Origin of the sequence: Paenibacillus sp. FSL P2-0322 (assembly GCF_037975315.1) — a bacterium.
Taxonomy (GTDB): domain Bacteria; phylum Bacillota; class Bacilli; order Paenibacillales; family Paenibacillaceae; genus Paenibacillus; species Paenibacillus polymyxa_B.
Genome location: NZ_CP150243.1, coordinates 2,857,667 through 2,878,838 on the forward strand (window position 1 = coordinate 2,857,667; position 21,172 = coordinate 2,878,838).

Here is a 21,172-nt window from a genome sequence, read left to right on the forward strand (position 1 = left end):
TCCGCAAGTTGAAACTCAAATTCTGCATGGATAAAGGAAAGGTGAACGATTTGGCACAGGTAAATATTAAAGATATCTATCCGCTATCCCCGATGCAGGAGGGAATGTTGTTTCATTCCATCCTCGACGCAAAATCAGAAGCTTACTTTGAGCAGACCGTTATTACCTTTAATGAAGTGCTAGATGTTCATTTGGTTCAGCAAAGCTTGCAGCAGCTCATGAATCGATATGATATATTCCGTACCATTTTTATGTATAAAGAAACAGAACGTCCGCTTCAAATTGTCCTGGAAGAACGTGAAGCGATGCCGGTTCATTTCGAAAATATCAGTGTTTTTCCTGAAGCTGAGAAAAGAGAGCATTTTACTGACTTTTTAAAGACAGAGCGTCAAGCGGGTTTTGACTTGGAAAAAGATGTTCCGATTCGGCTTGCCCTGTTTCAATGGGATGATGACTCTTGCAGGCTTGTCTGGAGTGTTCATCACATTATAATGGATGGTTGGTGCATGGGAACGGTAGCCCAGGAATTTTTTACCATATATACTTCCCTTCGGTCCGGAGTGCCTGCACAATTGGATACGGTATATCCGTACAGCAGTTTTATTCAGTGGCTGGAACAACAGGACAAGGGAGAAGCGACAGCCTATTGGCGAGGGTATTTAAATGGGCTTGAAAATGAAACAATTTTGCCGGGTTATAACCGTCCATTGAATCCAATCTTCGAAGCAGAACGTTACACATGCAAGCTGGGGAAAGAACTGACTCAAGGAATGGAGAGAATAGCTAAACACTACCACACGACAGTCAGCACTGTATTTCAGACGGTATGGGGATTATTGCTTCAAATGTACAACCACAGCCGGGATGTTGTGTTCGGGTCCGTAGTATCCGGCAGACCAGATGAAGTTCCGGGAATTGAAAATATGGTGGGATTGTTCATTAACACAATACCAACACGCATAACCAGTGATGTGGACCAGAGATTTTCGGATCTGCTTATATCTGTGCAAAACTCCAACATCGAGTCTACTCAGTACTCTTATTCTTCCTTGGCAGATATTCAGAATCACACGGATTTGAAACAAAATTTACTCCGTCATATTGTTGTTTTTGAGAACTATCCTTATTCAGAGGAGCTTATTCATGCGGAAAAAGGGCCTGATACACTTCAGGTCACCGACGTGGAGGATATTGTACAGACCAACTATGATTTTAATGTGATTGTCGTTCCTGGATCACAGTATGAAGTTACTTTTAGTTACAATCGGCTGGTTTACGATGAAAATTGGATTAGGCTAATTGCAGCTCATCTTAAACGGGGACTGGAACAGATTGTTCAACAGCCGGATCTACTGATTTCCGATTTGGAATTTCTGACGACGGAAGAGAAAAGTCAGGTTTTATCCCAATTTAGCGGAGTACAGATCTCATATCCTTCTAGTGATACCATCCATCTTTGTTTTGAAAAACAAGTAGAAAAGACACCGAAGACAATAGCAGTTGTCTGTGAGAACTCCAGTCTGACTTATGCTGAGCTGAATGAACGTGCTAACCGACTAGCTCGTACCCTACGTAGTTACGGCACAACAACCGATCGGCTGGTTGGACTCATGACTGATCGTTCTATAGATATGGTGGTCGGCATCCTCGCTATTCTTAAAGCAGGAGGGGCATATGTACCCATCGATCCGTCATATCCAGAGGAACGTATCCGTTATATATTTGACGATTCCGGTGCAGACCTGCTTTTGACGCAAAGCCATCTTGTGGAAAAGGTCAAAGAGGCCGCTTTTGGAGGAAAAGTCCTAGTATTGGATGAAGATCCAACTATATATCACATGGAAGGGTCAAATCTGGAGGCTGTATCAGGAGCAAACGATCTAGCCTATGTCATATACACTTCAGGTACTACAGGACAGCCTAAAGGTGTAATGCTGGAGCACCATGGATTGTGTAACCTGAAAACGTATTTTGATGAAACATTGCAGATAAGTCCGTCAGATCGTGCCCTACTGTTTGCGAGCTACGCATTTGATGCTGCCTGCTGGGAAATATTCCAGGCGCTATTTTGTGGCGCGACACTTTACGTGCCTACTTCAGAAATCATACTGAACTACAACCAGTTTGAACAGTACATGGCGGATCATAAAATTACGGTGGCAGCATTACCTCCTACCTACGCCGTGTATCTAAACCCAGAACGAATGCCGGATCTGCGTATTCTGTTCACCGCTGGTTCCGCTTCCTCGATGGAGCTCGTAACCAAGTGGAAGGATCAGGTCTCCTATTTTAATGGTTACGGACCGACAGAAAACTCGGTAGCAACGTCCATTTGGCCGGTGTCGGAGCACCCCGGAGCAATCGAGACCATTTCCATAGGACGTCCCGTACCCAACCACCGGGTGTACATGATCGATGCTCTTGGTCATCTTTTACCTGCTGGAATAGCAGGGGAGTTGTGTGTATCCGGCCCAGGACTGGCACGCGGTTACCTGCACCGTCCGGAATTAACGGCTGAACAATTTGTGACCAATCCGTTTGCAGGTGGGGAAGCGGGCTATGAACGCATGTATCGGACAGGCGACCTGGCAAGATGGTTGCCTGACGGTAACATTGAGTACATGGGCCGGATTGACCATCAGGTCAAAATTCGCGGTTACCGGATTGAACTGGGCGAAGTTGAGACGGCTATGCTGAAGGCAGATCGCATGCAAGAGGTCATCGTACTGGCACATGCTAACAGCCAAAACCAACACGAACTGGTTGCCTACTACGTGGCGGAACGCGAAGTGACGGGGAGCGAGCTTCGCAAGCAGTTAAGTGAAGAACTCCCGAATTATATGGTTCCCTCGCACTTTGTTCAGATGGAGCAAATGCCGCTCACACCCAACGGCAAAATCGACCGCAAGGCATTGCCGGCACCGGAACAGATTTCCCGTTCCACGCAGGAATATAGGGCTCCGCGGACAGCAGAGGAGCAGGCTCTGGCTCATGTGTGGGAGGCTGTACTGGGCGGCGGTCCGGTCGGATTGACGGATCAATTTTTTGATCGGGGCGGGGACTCGATCAAGGCGATTCAGGTATCCTCACGCCTACTGCAGGCAGGATACAAGCTGGATATCAAAGACTTGTTTAAGTACCCTGAGGTTGCTGAGCTAGCTACGCACCTGCGTGTGTCGGATACCCAATTAGCTGATCAGGAAGAGGTCAGCGGAGCTGTGCTGCTGACACCGATTCAGCAGTGGTTTGTGGAACAAGAGCAGCCTGTGCCGGACCACTTTAATCAGGCGGTTATGCTTCACCGGGAGCAGGGATTCGAGGAAGAGCCGCTACGCCAGGCACTGACGCAGTTGGCGGTGCACCATGATGCGTTGCGGATGGTGTTCCGCAAGGCAGAGCAAGGCTGGGAAGCGTGGAACCGCGGAGTGAAGGAAGGAAAGCTGTATGATCTGGAAGTGGCCGATTTCAAAGACGTGCCGATCGGTCCCACATTGGGTCAAGCTATAGAATCCTGGGCCAGCACTATTCAGAGTAACATCCGACTGGATGAAGGACCTCTGTTGAAAGTGGGCCTGTTCCACTGCGCTGATGGGGACCATCTGCTACTGGCTATTCATCATATGGTGGTAGACGGCGTATCGTGGCGGATACTGTTGGAGGATTTGTCGAATGCCTATGAGCAGGCTGTACGTGGAGAAACCATACAGCTCCCGACGAAAACAGACTCCTTCCGGGTCTGGTCGGAGCGGTTGTCAGCCTATGCCGACAGCCCTGAGATGGAAAGTGAGCACGTATACTGGGAGCAATTGAATGAATTGACGGCATACGAGTCTTTAAAACTTTCAGAATTGCTGGATTATAATAAAAAACCATTGACCATAAATAACACAGCTACTTTGAGCTTGAAATTCACGAAAGAAGAGACTGATCAACTGCTAAAGCAGGCCCATCGCGCGTACAACACAGAAGTGAACGATCTGTTGCTGACGGCACTCGGCAAGACGTTAAGCACTTGGTCTGGCAGTGAGCAGGTTGCAATTCTTCTGGAAGGCCATGGCCGGGAAGAAATCATGAAGGATACGGATATATCACGAACGGTCGGCTGGTTTACAAGTCAATACCCAGTGCTGCTGCGGATTAACCGGGAAGATGATATCTCCGGGCACATCAAACGGATGAAGGAGATGCTGCGCAGCATTCCACATAAAGGGATTGGATACGGCATCTGGAGATATCTCAGCCAGAACGGACCGTCCGAGGCAATATACGCCGAGCCACAGATCAGCTTTAATTATTTGGGCGAATTTGATCAAACGCTACAGCACGGCGAAACGCGCATGTCACCGTACTCCAGTGGAGCAGATGTTAACGAACAGACCCGTATGCCGTGTTCCCTGGATGTGGGGGGCATTGTAACAGATGAAATGCTTGAACTGGATATTCGTTATAACACAAAAGTATTACAGGAAGATAATGTAGTAAAACTAGCCAGGGAGCTCAAGCAGAACGTGTTGGAAGTGATTCGCCACTGTGTATCACGGGAGCGTTCTGAATTGACGCCGAGTGATGTGCTGCTTCCGGGTATAAGCCTGGAAGCATTGGACCGGATGGTGGAACAGATTCAGCCTGACGGAGAGCTTGAGAATATATACCCCATGACGCCGATGCAAAAAGGCATGCTGTTCCACAACATGCTGGATTCCCGGTCCAGTGCGTATGTGGAGCAGTCCACCTTTGAACTGAAGGGAACGCTGGATCTCGTAGCGTTTGCTGCCAGTCTGGACTTGCTGGTGCAGCGTCATTCAACACTGCGGACTAACTTCCGGAGCGATTTGCAGGATGAGCCCTTGCAAGTGGTATACCGGAGTAAACGCGGAGATTTGTACGTGGAGGATATACGTGAGAAGGAGAAGGCGGCGCAGGAGCAGTATATCGAGGAGTTCGCGCGTCGGGATCAGCAGAAGGGGTTTGATCTGGCAAAGGATACGCTGATGAGGGTATCCATCTTCCGTACATCAGACGATTCATACCATTTTGTATGGAGCTTCCATCACATCATAATGGACGGCTGGTGCTTGTCACTGGTCACCAATGAGGTCTTTGGAGGATATACCACCCTTACAGAAGGAAAGCCACCGCAATTCCCTGTGGTAACACCATACAGTCGATACATCGAATGGCTGGAGGAGCAGAACCGTCAGGAAGCAGCGGAGTATTGGAGTAGTTATCTGCAGGGCCATGAGGAGACGACGGTCTTGCCTCAGGCCAAAACAGGGAAGGCGAAGGGATATGAGGCTGAATATCTGGAATTTGATTTAGGTATAGACCTGACGGCGGAACTTCAGAAGCTGGCAAAGCAAGAACAGGTGACGATAAATACGCTGATGCAAACAGCCTGGGGTGTTTTGCTGCAAAAATATAACCGCACAGAGGATGTCGTTTTCGGTAGTGTGGTATCGGGACGTCCAGCGGACATTGCGGGAGTAGAGCAAATGATCGGACTTTTCATTAATACCATACCAGTCCGTATTCAAGGTGGACCGGCAACTGCATTTGCTGAGTTAATGAAGCAAACTCAGAGGCAGGCGCTTTCTGCCAATGCCTATGACACTTTCCCGCTATATGAAATTCAGGCACTGACCGAGCAGAAGCAGGATTTAATCAAGCACATTATGGTATTCGAAAATTATCCGGTGGAACAGCAGGTAGAACAGCTGGGAAGTGATGGGCAGGAACCATTCACGATTTCGAACGTGGTGGTCACAGAACAAACCAACTACGATTTGAATGTTGTCGTGATGCCGGGAGAAGGCATCAAGATTCGTTTTATGTATAACGCATTGAGCTTTGATCAAACCAGGCTTGAGCGTCTGTATGGACATTTTGCCCGTCTGCTGGAGCAAATTTCGTTCAACCCGTATATTCGCGTTGAAGAACTGGAAATGGTGACAACGACGGAAAGACAACAGATTACAGGCGAGTTTAACGACACGGCTTCTGTATATCCGCGCAATCAGACAATCCAAAAGCTGTTTGAGGAGCAGGCTGAACGTACGCCAGATCACGTGGCCGTCACTTTGGATCATCAATCGTTGACCTATCGGGAACTCAATGAGAAGGCTAACCGATTAGCGCATACGCTACAGACTGCTGGAGTGAAGGCCGATGAGCCTGTCGGCATTCTAACGGAGCGTTCGTTGGATATGATTATCGGAACGTTGGCTATTTTGAAGGTTGGAGGCGCGTATGTGCCGATAGATCCTCAATATCCCGAAGATCGTATTCGCTATATGCTGGAGGATTCGGGAGCCAAACTGCTGCTGACTCAACAAGATTTACTGGATCGTTGCTATTTTGATGGACAGATTGTCAATCTGAATGATGATACGTCCTACAGTTCGGATGCTTCCAATTTGGGGATAGATGGAGCGGGCGAACATGCTGCTTATGTCATCTATACCTCGGGATCAACTGGCAAGCCTAAGGGCGTCGTTGTTGAGCATCAAAGTGTCGTGCGATTGGTACGTAATACGGATTATGTGCCGTTCGATGAATCAATTCGAATGTTGCAGACTTGCGCATTTGTATTTGATGTGTCTACGTTTGAAATTTGGGGGGCGCTACTGAACGGTGGTCAGCTTGTACTCGTGCATAAGGATGATCTTTTGGACGCAGCTAAGCTCAAGGAGACCATACGGGATCATCGCATCACCATGATGTGGCTGACTACACCGCTATTTAATCAGCTTTCGCAGCAGGACAGTAAATTGTTCGGAGATGTGAAGTATTTGCTGGTCGGAGGCGACGTGCTGTCTGCGCCGCATATTAACCGGGTGTTACGGGATAATCCGGACATGAATATCATTAACGGCTATGGACCAACGGAAAATACTACTTTTTCGACGGCTTATCATATTAAGGAAGAACAGCTTGATTCTGTGCCGATCGGGCGTCCTATCCGCAATTCGACGGCGTATGTGGTCGATTCGGCGTTTAACCTGCAGCCGATTGGAGCATGGGGTGAGCTGGTTGTTGGCGGAGACGGAGTCGCACGCGGTTACTTGAACCGTCCTGAATTGACGGCTGAGAGATTTCTTGCTAATCCGTGGGTGGACGGAGATCGCCTATACTGCACGGGAGACCTTGTTCGCTGGCGTGAAGATGGTACATTGGAATACGCTGGACGGATGGATCAACAAGTTAAAATTCGCGGCTACCGAATTGAGCTGGGCGAGGTCGAGTCGGCTATGCTGAAAATAGGTCGTATCCAAGAGGTCAGCGTGCTAGCCCATGCGACAAGCCAAAACCAACACGAACTGGTTGCCTACTACGTGGCGGAACGCGAAGTGACGGGGAGTGAGCTTCGCAAGCAGCTGAGTGAAGAACTCCCGAATTATATGGTTCCCTCGCACTTTGTTCAGATGGAGCAAATGCCGCTCACACCCAACGGCAAAATCGACCGCAAGGCATTGCCGGCACCGGAACAGATTTCCCGTTCCACGCAGGAATATAGGGCTCCGCGGACAGCAGAGGAGCAGGCTCTGGCTCATGTGTGGGAGGCTGTACTGGGCGGCGGTCCGGTCGGATTGACGGATCAATTTTTTGATCGGGGCGGGGACTCGATCAAGGCGATTCAGGTATCCTCACGCCTACTGCAGGCAGGATACAAGCTGGATATCAAAGACTTGTTTAAGTACCCTGAGGTTGCTGAGCTAGCTACGCACCTGCGTGTGTCGGATACCCAATTAGCTGATCAGGAAGAGGTCAGCGGAGCTGTGCTGCTGACACCGATTCAGCAGTGGTTTGTGGAACAAGAGCAGCCTGTGCCGGACCACTTTAATCAGGCGGTTATGCTTCACCGGGAGCAGGGATTCGAGGAAGAGCCGCTACGCCAGGCACTGACGCAGTTGGCGGTGCACCATGATGCGTTGCGGATGGTGTTCCGCAAGGCAGAGCAAGGCTGGGAAGCGTGGAACCGCGGAGTGAAGGAAGGAAAGCTGTATGATCTGGAAGTGGCCGATTTCAAAGACGTGCCGATCGGTCCCACATTGGGTCAAGCTATAGAATCCTGGGCCAGCACTATTCAGAGTAACATCCGACTGGATGAAGGACCTCTGTTGAAAGTGGGCCTGTTCCACTGCGCTGATGGGGACCATCTGCTACTGGCTATTCATCATATGGTGGTAGACGGCGTATCGTGGCGGATACTGTTGGAGGATTTGTCGAATGCCTATGAGCAGGCTGTACGTGGAGAAACCATACAGCTCCCGACGAAAACAGACTCCTTCCGGGTCTGGTCGGAGCGGTTGTCAGCCTATGCCGACAGCCTTGAGATGGAAAGTGAGCACGTATACTGGGAGCAATTGAATGAACTGGCGGCATCCGAGTCGCCCCAACTTCCAGTGTCCCAAGAGCATAGCGATAAGTTTATGCAGCAAGACATGGGTATCGTAAATGTGAGGCTTACGAAGGAAGAGACTGATCAACTACTGAAGCAAGCCCACCGCGCGTACAACACAGAAGTGAATGATCTGTTGTTGACGGCACTCGGCAAGACGTTAAGCGCTTGGACTGGCAGTGAAAAGGTTGCGATTCTTCTCGAAGGCCATGGCCGGGAAGAAATCATAAAGGATACGGATATATCACGGACGATTGGCTGGTTTACGAGTCAATACCCGGTACTGCTGCGGATTAACCGGGAAGATGATATCTCCGGGCACATCAAACGGATGAAGGAGATGCTGCGCAGCATTCCACATAAAGGAATTGGGTATGGCATCTGGAGATATCTCAGCCAGAATGGACCGTCCGGGGCAACATACGCCGAGCCACAGATCAGCTTTAATTATTTGGGCGAATTTGATCAGACACTGCAGCATAGCGGCATGCATTTTTCTCCATATTCCAGCGGAGCTAATACTCATGAATTGACCCAAATGTCCTGTGTTATGGACGTGGGAGGACTCGTTACAGATGGCATGCTGGAACTAAGTATTCAATACAACATTAAGGCACTCCAACAAAATGCTGCTGAGCAACTAGCAGAGCAATTCAAGCAGAACGTGCTGGAAGTGGTTCAGCATTGTGCATCTCGGGAGCACTCCGAATTGACACCAAGTGATGTGCTGCTTTCGGACTTAAGCCTTGAAGAACTGGACCAGATGGTGGAGCAGATTCAGCCTGACGGAGAGCTTGAGAATATGTACCCCATGACGCCGATGCAAAAAGGCATGCTGTTTCACAACATGCTGGATTCCCAGTCGATCGCCTATGTGGAGCAGTCCACCTTTGAATTGAAGGGAGCGCTGGATCTCGCTGCATTCGCCGCCAGTCTGGACTTGTTGGTACAGCGTCATTCAGCTCTGCGGACCAACTTCCGGAGCGATTTGCAGGACCAGCCGCTGCAAGTGGTGTACCGGAATAAACGCGGAAAACTGTACGTAGAGGATATACGTGAGAAGGAGAAGTCGGCGCAAGAGCAGTATATCGAGGAGTTCACGCGTCGAGATCAGCAGAGGGGCTTTGATCTGGCAAAGGATGCACTGATGCGTGTATCTATCTTGCGTACATCAGATGATTCATACCATTTTGTATGGAGCTTCCACCACATCATAATGGATGGCTGGTGTTTGTCGCTGGTTACCAACGAAGTCTTTGGAGGATATACCGCCCTAGCAGAAGGGAAGCAACCGCAATTGCCTGTGGTAACACCCTACAGCCGATACATCGAATGGCTGGAGGGACAGAACCGTCAGGAAGCAGCGGAGTATTGGAGCGGTTACCTGCGAGGCTATGAGGAGACGGCGGTTTTGCCGCAGGCCAAAACAGGGAAGACCCAGGGATATGAGGCCGAATATCTGGAATTTGATTTGGGTATAGACCTGACAGCGGCCCTACTGCAATTGGCAAAGCAAGAACAGGTAACGATAAATACGCTGATGCAAACGGCCTGGGGTGTTTTGTTGCAAAAGTATAATCGCACAGAGGATGTCGTTTTCGGGAGCGTGGTATCTGGACGTCCAGCGGACATTGCCGGAGTAGAGCAGATGATTGGACTATTCATTAACACGGTCCCCGTCCGTATTCAAGGCGGGCAAGCAACTGCATTTACAGAGCTGATGAAGCAAACTCAGCGACAGGCGCTTGCTTCGGGATCATACGAAACGTTCCCACTCTATGAGATTCAGGCACAGGCAGAGCAAAAAGTGGAACTGATTAATCATATTATGGTATTTGAGAACTATCCGGTGGATGAACAAATTGAGCAATTAGGTGAAAGGGAGGAAGCTGATTTTAAAATAACCGGAGCAGGAGCGGTTGAGCAGACGAATTATGATTTTAACATCGTGTTGTTACCGGGAGAGACGCTACGAGTTCATTTTGGTTACAATGCCCAGGTATATGATTATGAAAGGGTAGAGCAGATCCAGGGGCATTTGCTGCAACTGCTGGAGCAAATCAAGATCAATCCAGCTGGCCGGATTTGCGAGCTGGATATATTAACCGCGCAGGAACGCGAGCAAATGCTGGATGCTTGGTGTGACACGACAGCAGCATATCCACGTGAGCAGACGATTCACGGGTTGTTTGAGGAGCAGGTCTTGCGAACACCGGAGCAGGTAGCTGTATATTTTGAAGGAGCGCAAGTGACCTACCGTGAATTAAATGAGCGAGCGAACCGTCTGGCGCGTACTTTACGCAGTAACGGTGTGATGGCAGACGGCCTAGTCGGCCTGATGACAGAGCGATCGATTGACATGATTGTCGGCATCTTGGGTATTTTGAAAGCAGGGGGCGCCTACATTCCGATCGATCCGACTTATCCGGAGAACCGCATCCGTTATATGCTGGACGATTCAGGTACGGAACTGCTGTTAACGCAGCAGCATTTGGTTGAAAAAGTAGAATTTAGGGACAAGGTACTGCTGTTGGATGCAGAAATGGGCGAAGGCAGTGCGGATGCAAGTACGGCTGAGGCAAAAGGAAAAGCTATATCCGCATATCACAGGGATGGTTCGAATTTGGAAGCCACATCCGGTCCTCATAACCTAGCGTATGTAATCTATACGTCTGGAACGACAGGCCAGCCTAAGGGAGTCATGCTCGAGCATCGTGGACTCTGTAATCTGCATACGTATTTCAGGGAGACATTGCGAATCAGCAGTTCCGACCGTGTTGTATCGTTCGCCAGCTTTTCCTTTGATGCGGCATGCTGGGAAATGCTTCAGGCGCTCTTCAACGGGGCCACTTTATGTATCCCGACATCAGAGACCATTCTCAGCTATGACAAGTTTGAGCAGTATATGGCGGATCATCACATTACAATTGCAACGCTGCCCCCAACCTATGCCATATATTTGAGCCCAGAACGAATGCCGGAACTACGCATCCTGTTCACGGCCGGATCGGCGACCAGCACTGAGCTGGTTACTAAATGGAGAGACGGTGTGACCTATGTTAACGCCTACGGTCCAACGGAAAATTCCATAGCAACGTCTGTCTGGCCTGTACCGAGAGGTCCCGAAGCAGGGGGGGCTATATCAATCGGACGCCCTGTACTGAATCACCGCGTGTACATGGTCGATGCACATGGACAGCTTGCACCATCCGGAATTCCCGGTGAACTGTGCGTATCCGGCCCAGGACTGGCACGCGGTTACCTGCACCGTCCGGAATTAACGGCTGAACAATTTGTGACCAATCCGTTTGCTGGCGGGGAAGCGGGCTATGAACGCATGTATCGGACAGGCGACCTGGCAAGATGGTTGCCTGACGGCAACATTGAGTACCTGGGCCGGATTGACCATCAGGTCAAAATTCGCGGTTACCGGATTGAACTGGGTGAAGTTGAGGCGGCTATGCTGAAGGCAGATCGCATGCAAGAGGTCATCGTACTGGCACATGCAAACAGCCAAAACCAACACGAACTGGTTGCCTACTACGTGGCGGAACGGGAAGTGACGGGGAGCGAGCTTCGCAAGATGCTAAATGAAGAACTCCCGAATTATATGGTCCCTTCACACTTCATTCAATTGCAGAACGTACCTCTTACGCCAAACGGTAAAATTGATCGAAAGGCACTGCCGATACCAGAAGATCGTTTGGCCGACCATGTTGCACCCCGAACGTGGATGGAAATAAAATTGGTAGACATCTGGCAGGATGTACTGGGTCTACCGCAAGTAGGCATCAACGAAAATTTCTTTGAAATTGGTGGTCATTCGCTACGGGCGACGACACTGACTTCTAGAGTTCGCAAAGATTTAAATAAACCGATGGAATTGCAAAACATATTTGAGGCACCGACGATCGAGCAATTGGCGGCCTTGCTTGAAGAACAGGATCAAATCACATATGCATCCATTCCGGTGGCTGAAAAACGCGACACTTACCCGCTTTCTTTCGCACAGACACGGATGTATGTGCTTCACCAGCTGGATCCGGATGGAATAAGCTATAACACCACATCAGCACTGAGAGTAATCGGTCCGATAGATATGAAACAGGTGGAAGAGGTATTCCATCAATTAATTTCACGTCATGCGGCCCTACGGACAAGCTTTGAACTGGTGAATGGTGTGCCGATGCAGCGGGTGCACGATACGATTCACTTTGAGTTGGAATATGCCACAATATCAGAACTGCGGACAGAATCCAATGAACTTATGCTTGAGAATTTAGCAAAAGAACATACCCGTTCCTTTGTGCGCCCATTTGACTTGAGGATCGCTCCGTTGCTACGTGTAAAGCTGGTCAAATGGGGATTGGACGAAGAAGGACAGGAGCCGCAGCACTTATTGCTGCTTGATATGCACCACATCGTTTCAGACGGGGTATCTATTGAAATATTAGCTGGTGATTTTGCCCGCTTATATAGCGGTGAAGTATTATCTCCGCTGCGTATTCAATATACGGACTATGCTGTGTGGCAGCATAGCAAAACTCAGCAGGAGCGAATAAAGAGTGAGGGAGAGTACTGGCTGAATAGATTTAGTGGTGATTTGCCTCAACTGGATTTGCCAACTGATTTTGAGCGTCCGGCAACACGATGTACGAAAGGTGACGCTGTTGAATTTGAAATGGGACAGGAATTGACTCAGTGTTTAAAAGAACTGGCGGTGCTTACGGATTCTACGCTGTACATGGTACTTATGGCTGCATACACAGCATTGCTGCATTATTACACAGGGCAGGAAGACATCATTGTCGGTACTCCGATTGCAGGTAGACCGCATGCTGACCTGGAGCCTATGCTCGGTATGTTTGTCGGCACGCTCGCATTACGTAATCATCCTCACGCTGAACAGACGTTTTATAACTGCATTGAGGACGCCAAGACGTGTGCACTACAAGCATATGCACATCAGGATTACCCGTTTGAGGAGCTGGTGGAAAAGCTCGACCTGAAACGAGATATGAGCCGTAATCCGTTGTTCGACACGATGTTTGTATTGCAGAATGTGGAGAAAAAAGAAGTGAAGTTGGACAAGTTGTTCTTCCGCTCTTTTGGCATAGAGCAGGTTTCTGCGAAATTCGACCTGACGCTTGAAGTCAGTGAGGAGGAAGCATCTATCCAGCTCCAATTTCTGTACGCTACATCTTTGTTTAAACGGGAAACGATAGAAAGCATGGCAAGGCATTTTGTACAGTTGGTCAAAACCGTTGTAGCCGATCCGAATACAAAACTGGGCGAAATGACACTGATTTCGGAAGAAGACAAAGGGATTCTAAAAAAACATAGGGACACCCTAAAGACTTCCCGCTACTGGAGTACCCTGCTCGAAGGCTATGAAGAAGCACCTCAATTGCCATATGCCAATCTGATGGGGCGCAGTCCATATCAGACAGAGCATCTGGAGATTAATTTGGATGTTGAACGAACGGTGGCACTGCAGCGAATTGCACTGAATGAGCGGGTGACGATAAATACGCTGCTGCAGACAGCCTGGGGAATTTTATTGCAAAAGTATAACGGTACAGATGATGTGGTGTTCGCTTGCTCCATATCAAGTCCTTTGACAGATATATTGGAATTGAGGAATTCAATTGGACTGGGCAACCACACCTTACCAGTTCGCATTCGAACCCAAGCAGGAGCCAACTTTATCGGGTTGATGAGAAAAGTGCAGCAGCAAACCGATGAATCTGCGGTATATGAACATTTTCCAATGTCTGAAATGGTTACAACGAAAGTGCAACAACTGGCACTCTTTGGCCATAGAATGGTGTTTGAGACTACTTTGGAAGGGGCCAATACTGAGCAAGAAAGCTATGATTTAAGCATCATAGTATTTCAGGGAGATACGCTACAGATTGATTTTACCTATAATGCCCAGGTATATGATCATCAGAGTGTGTCGCAGATTCAAGGACATCTACTGCAGTTGCTGGATCAAATTATAGCGAACCCGGATAGTTTAATTGAGGAAATGGATCTGTTGACTATGCAGGAGCGGGAGCACATCATCCAGGTGTGGGGAAATACCACGGCAGAGTATCCGCGTGAACAAACAATTCACGGACTGTTCGAGGAACAGGTTTTGCAGACTTCGGATCAGACAGCGGTATATTTTGAAGGTCAACAATTGACTTACCATGAATTGAACGAGCGCGCTAACATGTTGGCCCGTACTTTACGCAGCTATGGCGTGAAAGCCGATAGTCTGGTTAGTCTGATGACAGAGCGTTCCGTAGATATGATTGTGGGCATATTGGCAATTTTGAAGGCGGGGGGAGCATATATCCCGATAGACCCAACCTATCCGGAGGAACGCATCCGCTACATGTTAGACGACTCAGGTACCGAACTGTTGTTAACGCAACAGCACCTGATGGAAAAGGTGCTGTTTGGAGGCAAGGTGTTGGTGCTTGACGGTGAACAGGACGGAGTCGCTTCAGATACAAGAAAAGCGGATGTACGCGGGGAAATGCAGTCCGTATATCATCAAAACGGTTTGAATCTGGAGGCTGTATCGGGTCCAAACGATCTAGCATATGTCATCTATACGTCCGGGACGACGGGTCAACCTAAGGGAGTCATGCTTGAGCATCACGGTCTTAGTAATCTTAAAACCTACTTCGAGCAAAAGTTGAGTATTGGCTTGTCCGATCGGGTTGTCATGTTTGCCAGTTATTCGTTTGATACGTCATGCTCGGAAATAATCCAGTCTTTACTATGCGGAGCGACATTGTATATACCTTCCTCCGAGACTATTTTGAATTATGAACGTTTCGAGCAGTACATGGCTGCCTGCAAAATTACAATTGCAACGCTGCCGCCAAACTATGCTGTATACCTGAACCCGGATCGCATGCCTGATTTGCGTGTTCTGCTTACAGCAGGATCGGCCTCTACCGCAGAACTGGTGTCCAAATGGAAGGACCGGGTGGCTTATTACAATGCGTATGGTCCTACCGAAAATTCCGTTGCAACGTCTCTTTGGCCGGTATCGGAAGAAAATTCTAAGTTAGGTGGAATCATATCCATCGGGCGGCCTGTATCTAATCACCGCGTGTATATGGTGGATATACACGGAAATCTTTCACCTGCAGGAGTCCCTGGTGAGCTGTGTGTATCCGGTCCGGGGCTGGCACGCGGCTATCTACACCGTCCAGAGCTGACAAAAGAAAAATTCGTAGCCAATCTGTTTGCAGCAGAGGAAGTTGGCTATGAGCGAATGTACCGTACAGGTGACTTGGCACGATGGTTGCCAGATGGAAACATTGAATATTTGGGTAGGATTGACCATCAGGTCAAAATCCGCGGGTATCGGATTGAGCTCGGTGAGATTGAAGCGCAAATTATTAAGGTGGACGGTGTTAAAGAATCTATTGTCATGGCTCGTGCAGATCAGCAGGGAGACTATCATTTGGCTGCTTACTACGTAGCTGAAAAAGAAATCAGCGGCAGTATGATGTTGAATTTGCTGAATGAAAAATTGCCGAACTATATGGTACCGTCGTATTTTATACAACTGCAGAACATGCCGCTGACACCGAACGGGAAAATTGATCGCAAGGCACTGCCGGCATTCGAGGAACATGCTGATTTGACTGCAGAATATGCAGCGCCGCGCACTGCCATGGAAGTGAAGTTAGCACAAATTTGGAGAGAGGTACTCGACATTCCGTCCGTCGGAATTCATCATAATTTCTTTGCCATTGGCGGACATTCACTTCGTGCGACAGCGTTGGCCGCAAAAATTCACAAAGAACTGAATATCGAGTTACCGTTGCGTTATGTATTTGACTTTCCAACAATTGAGCAAATGGCGCAGGCTGTTTATGAATTGTCTCCAAATCCATTTGCAGCGATTCCTGTTGCCGAATTGAGAGACAGTTATCCAGCATCTATAACTCAAAATAGACTATACGTTTTGAGCAGCATGAATAACTACAATATGTCTGCCATGCTTTTGATGGAAGGGGAACTGAATTTTTTAAGATTAGAAAGAGCGCTTAAGCAATTAGTTCAGCGTCATGATACATTGCGAACCTCTTTTGAATTCGTAGATGATAAACTGGTACAACGGATTCACGACCATGTCGATTTCACTTTGGAGGTTATGCAGGGGCACGGCGAGAACGAAGCAAGAGCAATGATGAGACAATTTATCAGACCTTTTGATCTTGGGAAGGCACCGTTACTTCGAGCTGCTCTGTTGCAAGAATCTCCACAGCGTCATTGGTTTATGTTTGACATGCATCATGTGATTTCAGATGGTGTATCCATGAGTATATTGCTGAACGAGCTGCCCGCACTGTATGAAGAAAAAACGTTGCCCGCCTTGCGAATTCAATACAAGGATTATGCGGTATGGCAGCAAGGAGATATTGGTAGCTCATGGATGGAAAAACAAGAAGAATACTGGCTCAAGCAAATGAGCGGCGATATTCCAATTTTGGGTATCCCAGTCGACTTTGAAAGACCTGCAACACGTAGCACTTCGGGCAGCACTGTTTCCTTTGCCATTTCACCTCAGGACGTGGACCGTTTGAAAGAAATCAGTTTGCAGGCGGGAGCTACTTTATTTATGGTATTACTGGCAGCCTACAAGACCCTATTGTTTAAGTACAGCGGTCAGGAGGATATCGTTGTTGGAACGCCTATTGCAGGTAGACAGCATCACGATTTGCAGCCTGTCGTCGGCATGTTTGTCAACACGCTTGCATTGCGGAGCTTTCCTGAAGGGGATAAGTCTTTTTACGAATACGTTCAGGAAGTAAAGGACCAGGTGCTTGATGTCTTTGAGCATCAGGATTATCCGTTTGAATTGCTGGTGGAGAAACTGAATGTACAGAGGGACCTGAGCCGAAATCCGCTGTTCGATACTCTTTTTGAGCTAGATAACATGGACTCTGGTACGACGGAATTCCAAGACTTACAGGTTACTCTGTGCCCAGGCGAACAGAATATGGCAAAATTCGATTTGACACTTACGGCCATGGAAAGCTCTGAAGGTTTGGTTTTCAGCTTCACATATGCCGATAGCCTGTACAAGAGAAGCACGATTAAACGAATGGCCGATCACTTCATCCAGTTGATTAAAGCTGTTGTAGATGAACCACAGACAAAGCTTTCTGAAATTGAGATCATTACGCCGCAGGAAATCGAAATGATATTGGATGTCTGGGGAAATACCGCGGTGAAATACCCATGTGAAAAAACCATTCATCAATTATTCGAAGAACAGGTAGAGAAGACTCCAGATCAAGTAGCTGTAGTTTTTGGAGATAGCCAGATCACATATAACGAATTAAATGTGCGTGCAAACCAACTGGCTCGCGTGCTAAGAGCAGAAGGAGTCCAGGCGGATCAATTGGTCGGAATGATTATGGAGCGCTCTATCGAAATGATTGTGGGGATTTTTGGTATTTTAAAAGCTGGTGGGGGATATGTACCTATCGACCCTGAGTTTCCGGAGGAACGTATGCTCTATATGTTACAAGACAGCCATATTAGGCTTATGGTTGCCAAGCCAGAAATGGCCGCGAAGGTACCGTCGGATGTGCTGGTCATTTCACCTGATAGTCACAGGCTATCCGCAGAAGACTGTTCCAACTTGGCTGAAGTATGTGACCCTGGCCATTTGGCTTATGTGATGTATACCTCAGGTACAACGGGCAAACCCAAAGGAGTGATGATTCAACACTCTAATGTCGTTAATATGACAACCGCATTTAGACAACAAGTATATAAGAAATACAAATCGCCAATGCGGATGGCATGGCTATCGCCGTATGTATTTGATGCATCAGTGAAACAAATTTTCCCATGTCTGCTTCTTGGGCATGCGCTTCACGTGGTGCCGAGAGAGATTAGCACCAATGGTCATCGTTTGGCTGATTATTTCAGATCCCAACGGATTGATTTTACTGATGGTACACCGGCACACATGCATATGCTGACGGAAATGCAAGACTCCGTTGCAGATCTGAATGTACAGCATTTTATTTTTGGAGCAGAGGCGCTGCCCGGTCATCTCGTTAAAACATTTTTGAGCACCCGGCCCGGATATCGTCCGCAAATAACTAATGTTTATGGTCCTACCGAGTGCTGCGTAGACACAACTGCGTACGACATTGACGGGGAAACGATGACAGCTTGGACACATACGGTGCCGATTGGCAAGCCAATGGCTAACCAGCACGTATATATTATGGATATGAATCGGAAGTTGGTTCCCATAGGAATTGCAGGTGAAATCTACATCGGTGGTGATGGAGTAGGGCGAGGTTATATGGGAAATCGTGAGCTGACAGATGAGAAATTTATAGCAGACCCCTTCAAACCAGGAAAACGTATGTACCGCACAGGAGATTTGGCGCGATGGATGGCAGATGGAAATATTGAATATTTAGGCAGGATGGATCATCAGGTGAAAATTCGGGGTTACCGAATTGAACTTGGAGAAGTGGAAGCGCAAATAATGAACCTGCCTGCGATCCGTAAAGCGGTGGTTATTGCTCGTGAGAATGAATCAGGACAAAAAGATTTATGTGCTTATTTTGTGGCTGATAGGGATCTGACCATTCAGGAACTTAAAGCAGCGTTGGTTCCCAATCTTCCGATGTACATGCTGCCAAGCTATTTTGTTCAATTGGAGAAAATGCCGTTGACCACTAACGGAAAAATTGATCGTAAATTGCTTCCTGTGCCGGACGGAGACATTCAAACAGGTGTTGAATATGCAGCACCGCGAAACGACATGGAACGGCAAATGGTAGATATTTGGAAACAGAATCTGGGTGTCAGTATTGTTGGCATTGATGATAACTATTTTGATTTAGGCGGACACTCCCTAAAAGCCATTCAATTGGTTTCACAGGCTCAGGCTGTTGGCATTGAAATAGGGATTAATCAGGTGTTTCAATATCAGACTATTCGCCAAATGTCAGAGTATATGCGAGCAGACACTTCGATGCCGGATATGTTAACACGTGATATTGCCGAGGCAATCGACATCATCGAAAAGGCTTATGACGTATATGCTCATTTCCAATCAACAACTGTTGAAGGGCGAGATCAATTAACTTTGCACATAGATCCTTTTGATTCTATACAAGCAGAGGCCCTAAAGAAAGTCATTTTGTCACGCCTTCATCCTGACCTTCATCCACATCATTTGCTTCCTTTTGAAGCAGCTGCTCAAGTACCTGACTGTGAAAAGCTGTACACAGATACGATGGTAGACGATGAAGCTGTGAAGCGGCATGCTGAGGAATGGCTGGAACATCTGCTGCGGATGAATGACCAATGGAATAGCACGATGCTGGCAGGAGAGCCTTTACAACGCTATGCGCTTGCTCCCGCTCAACATTATCATTTGGAGCATCCGCAATCCTCAGGAGGTGTCATTCCTTTTGATAGTTACCTGCTGGATGTAGAACGGTTATCTGCAATCATGCAACGCCTGATAGAGCGCCATGAACTCTTTAGAAGTGTGTTGGTCCAAACGGATGTCGGATGGGAATGGGAAATGTTGTCCATGAAGGAGCGCATGGACATTCCAATGATAGATTTATCGAACTACGGTGCAGAGATGCAAAATCGTATACTCTCACATATATTGCCTGCATTCTTTATGAACCCTTATGAAACAACCGGAAACTTATTATATCGCATTGCGCTTGTCCGCCTCAATTTAAGGGATCATTTGCTGCTGCTCCCTTGTTCACATCTCATCTATGATGGCATGAGCGGAGAGGTCGTTAAGAGTGAGTTGTACCGTGCATATGAAGATATGAGCAATGTAAAAGGGCAACTAGCAGGAAGCTACCGTGATTATGTGAGTCAGGTCCGGAAAGGACCTCAGGGCATGGGCGATCAAGAGATTGTTGACAAATTTCACTTGTCCGCATTTGCTGCTGCTTCGGATGCTGTAGTCCTCGCAATTGATGAGCGCAACCATACAACGGGCACAGATGTGACAGTAGAACTTGCAGATTGGAATGATTCTGACGCAATCGGACACATGTGGGACTTGGCTATACGCCTAGCTAACCGCTTTTTCCGCAGATATTTGCAAGTGGACGAGATTCCTATTCTTCTCACCAATTATGGACGGGCATACGAGGACAAGCAGTATTTTGATATTATAGGTGAATTTATAGACCAAATCCCTGTACTGCTTACAGATGCGGATGAACATGGGCATGAGATCAGAAACAGTATGCAGTTGGCCGTATCGCGTAACCTGAATTTTCTAAATCTCATATACAATGATGAAATGGCTTCGTTGTATCCGCAGTCTAACAGGTATCTGAAGCATAGCCTGAATAAGCTACCTATTGTCTTCAATTACCTTGGCGAAGCGTCAGATAAATATCAGCTGTTTAAAAATATCGAGCCAGAAGAGAGGGACATCTATCGGGATCCAATCATTTTCTTTACTGTTCAGCATGTGGAAAATGTATTGCAAATCTCACTGGAACTTCCTTTTGAAGAAAATCCAGAAACCGTTAAAGCGTTGTTGGAAACAGAGCTAGCGAATTTACTAGTAACAGACGAAAATGGAATAATGTCCACCTAATTTTCACTCAAGGCATTAAAAACAAGCTCCGAGTTCAAAATAGGGAAACTGGGCCCCAAAGCTTTCAAATGGCTTTGGGGCAATCTAAACAAACCACAAAAGCCGCAAGTCTCCAATAACCCCGGAGATTTACGGCTTTT

1 protein-coding gene is annotated in these 21,172 nt (G+C 47.7%); it reads left to right on the plus strand.

Translation table 11 applies throughout. The annotated features are described in order from the left end of the window. Positions 1-26: 26 nt before the first annotated feature. Positions 27-21,032 carry a non-ribosomal peptide synthase/polyketide synthase gene (locus MKY24_RS12555; protein WP_339202153.1) on the plus strand — a complete coding sequence of 7,002 codons (21,006 nt, stop codon included), beginning with the start codon at positions 27-29 and terminating at the stop codon, positions 21,030-21,032. Positions 21,033-21,172 lie beyond the last annotated feature (140 nt).

Coding starts and splice junctions, on each gene's coding strand:
- MKY24_RS12555 (WP_339202153.1), top strand. CDS start 27: ATGGATAAAGGAAAGGTGAACGATTTGGCACAGGTAAATATTAAAGAT.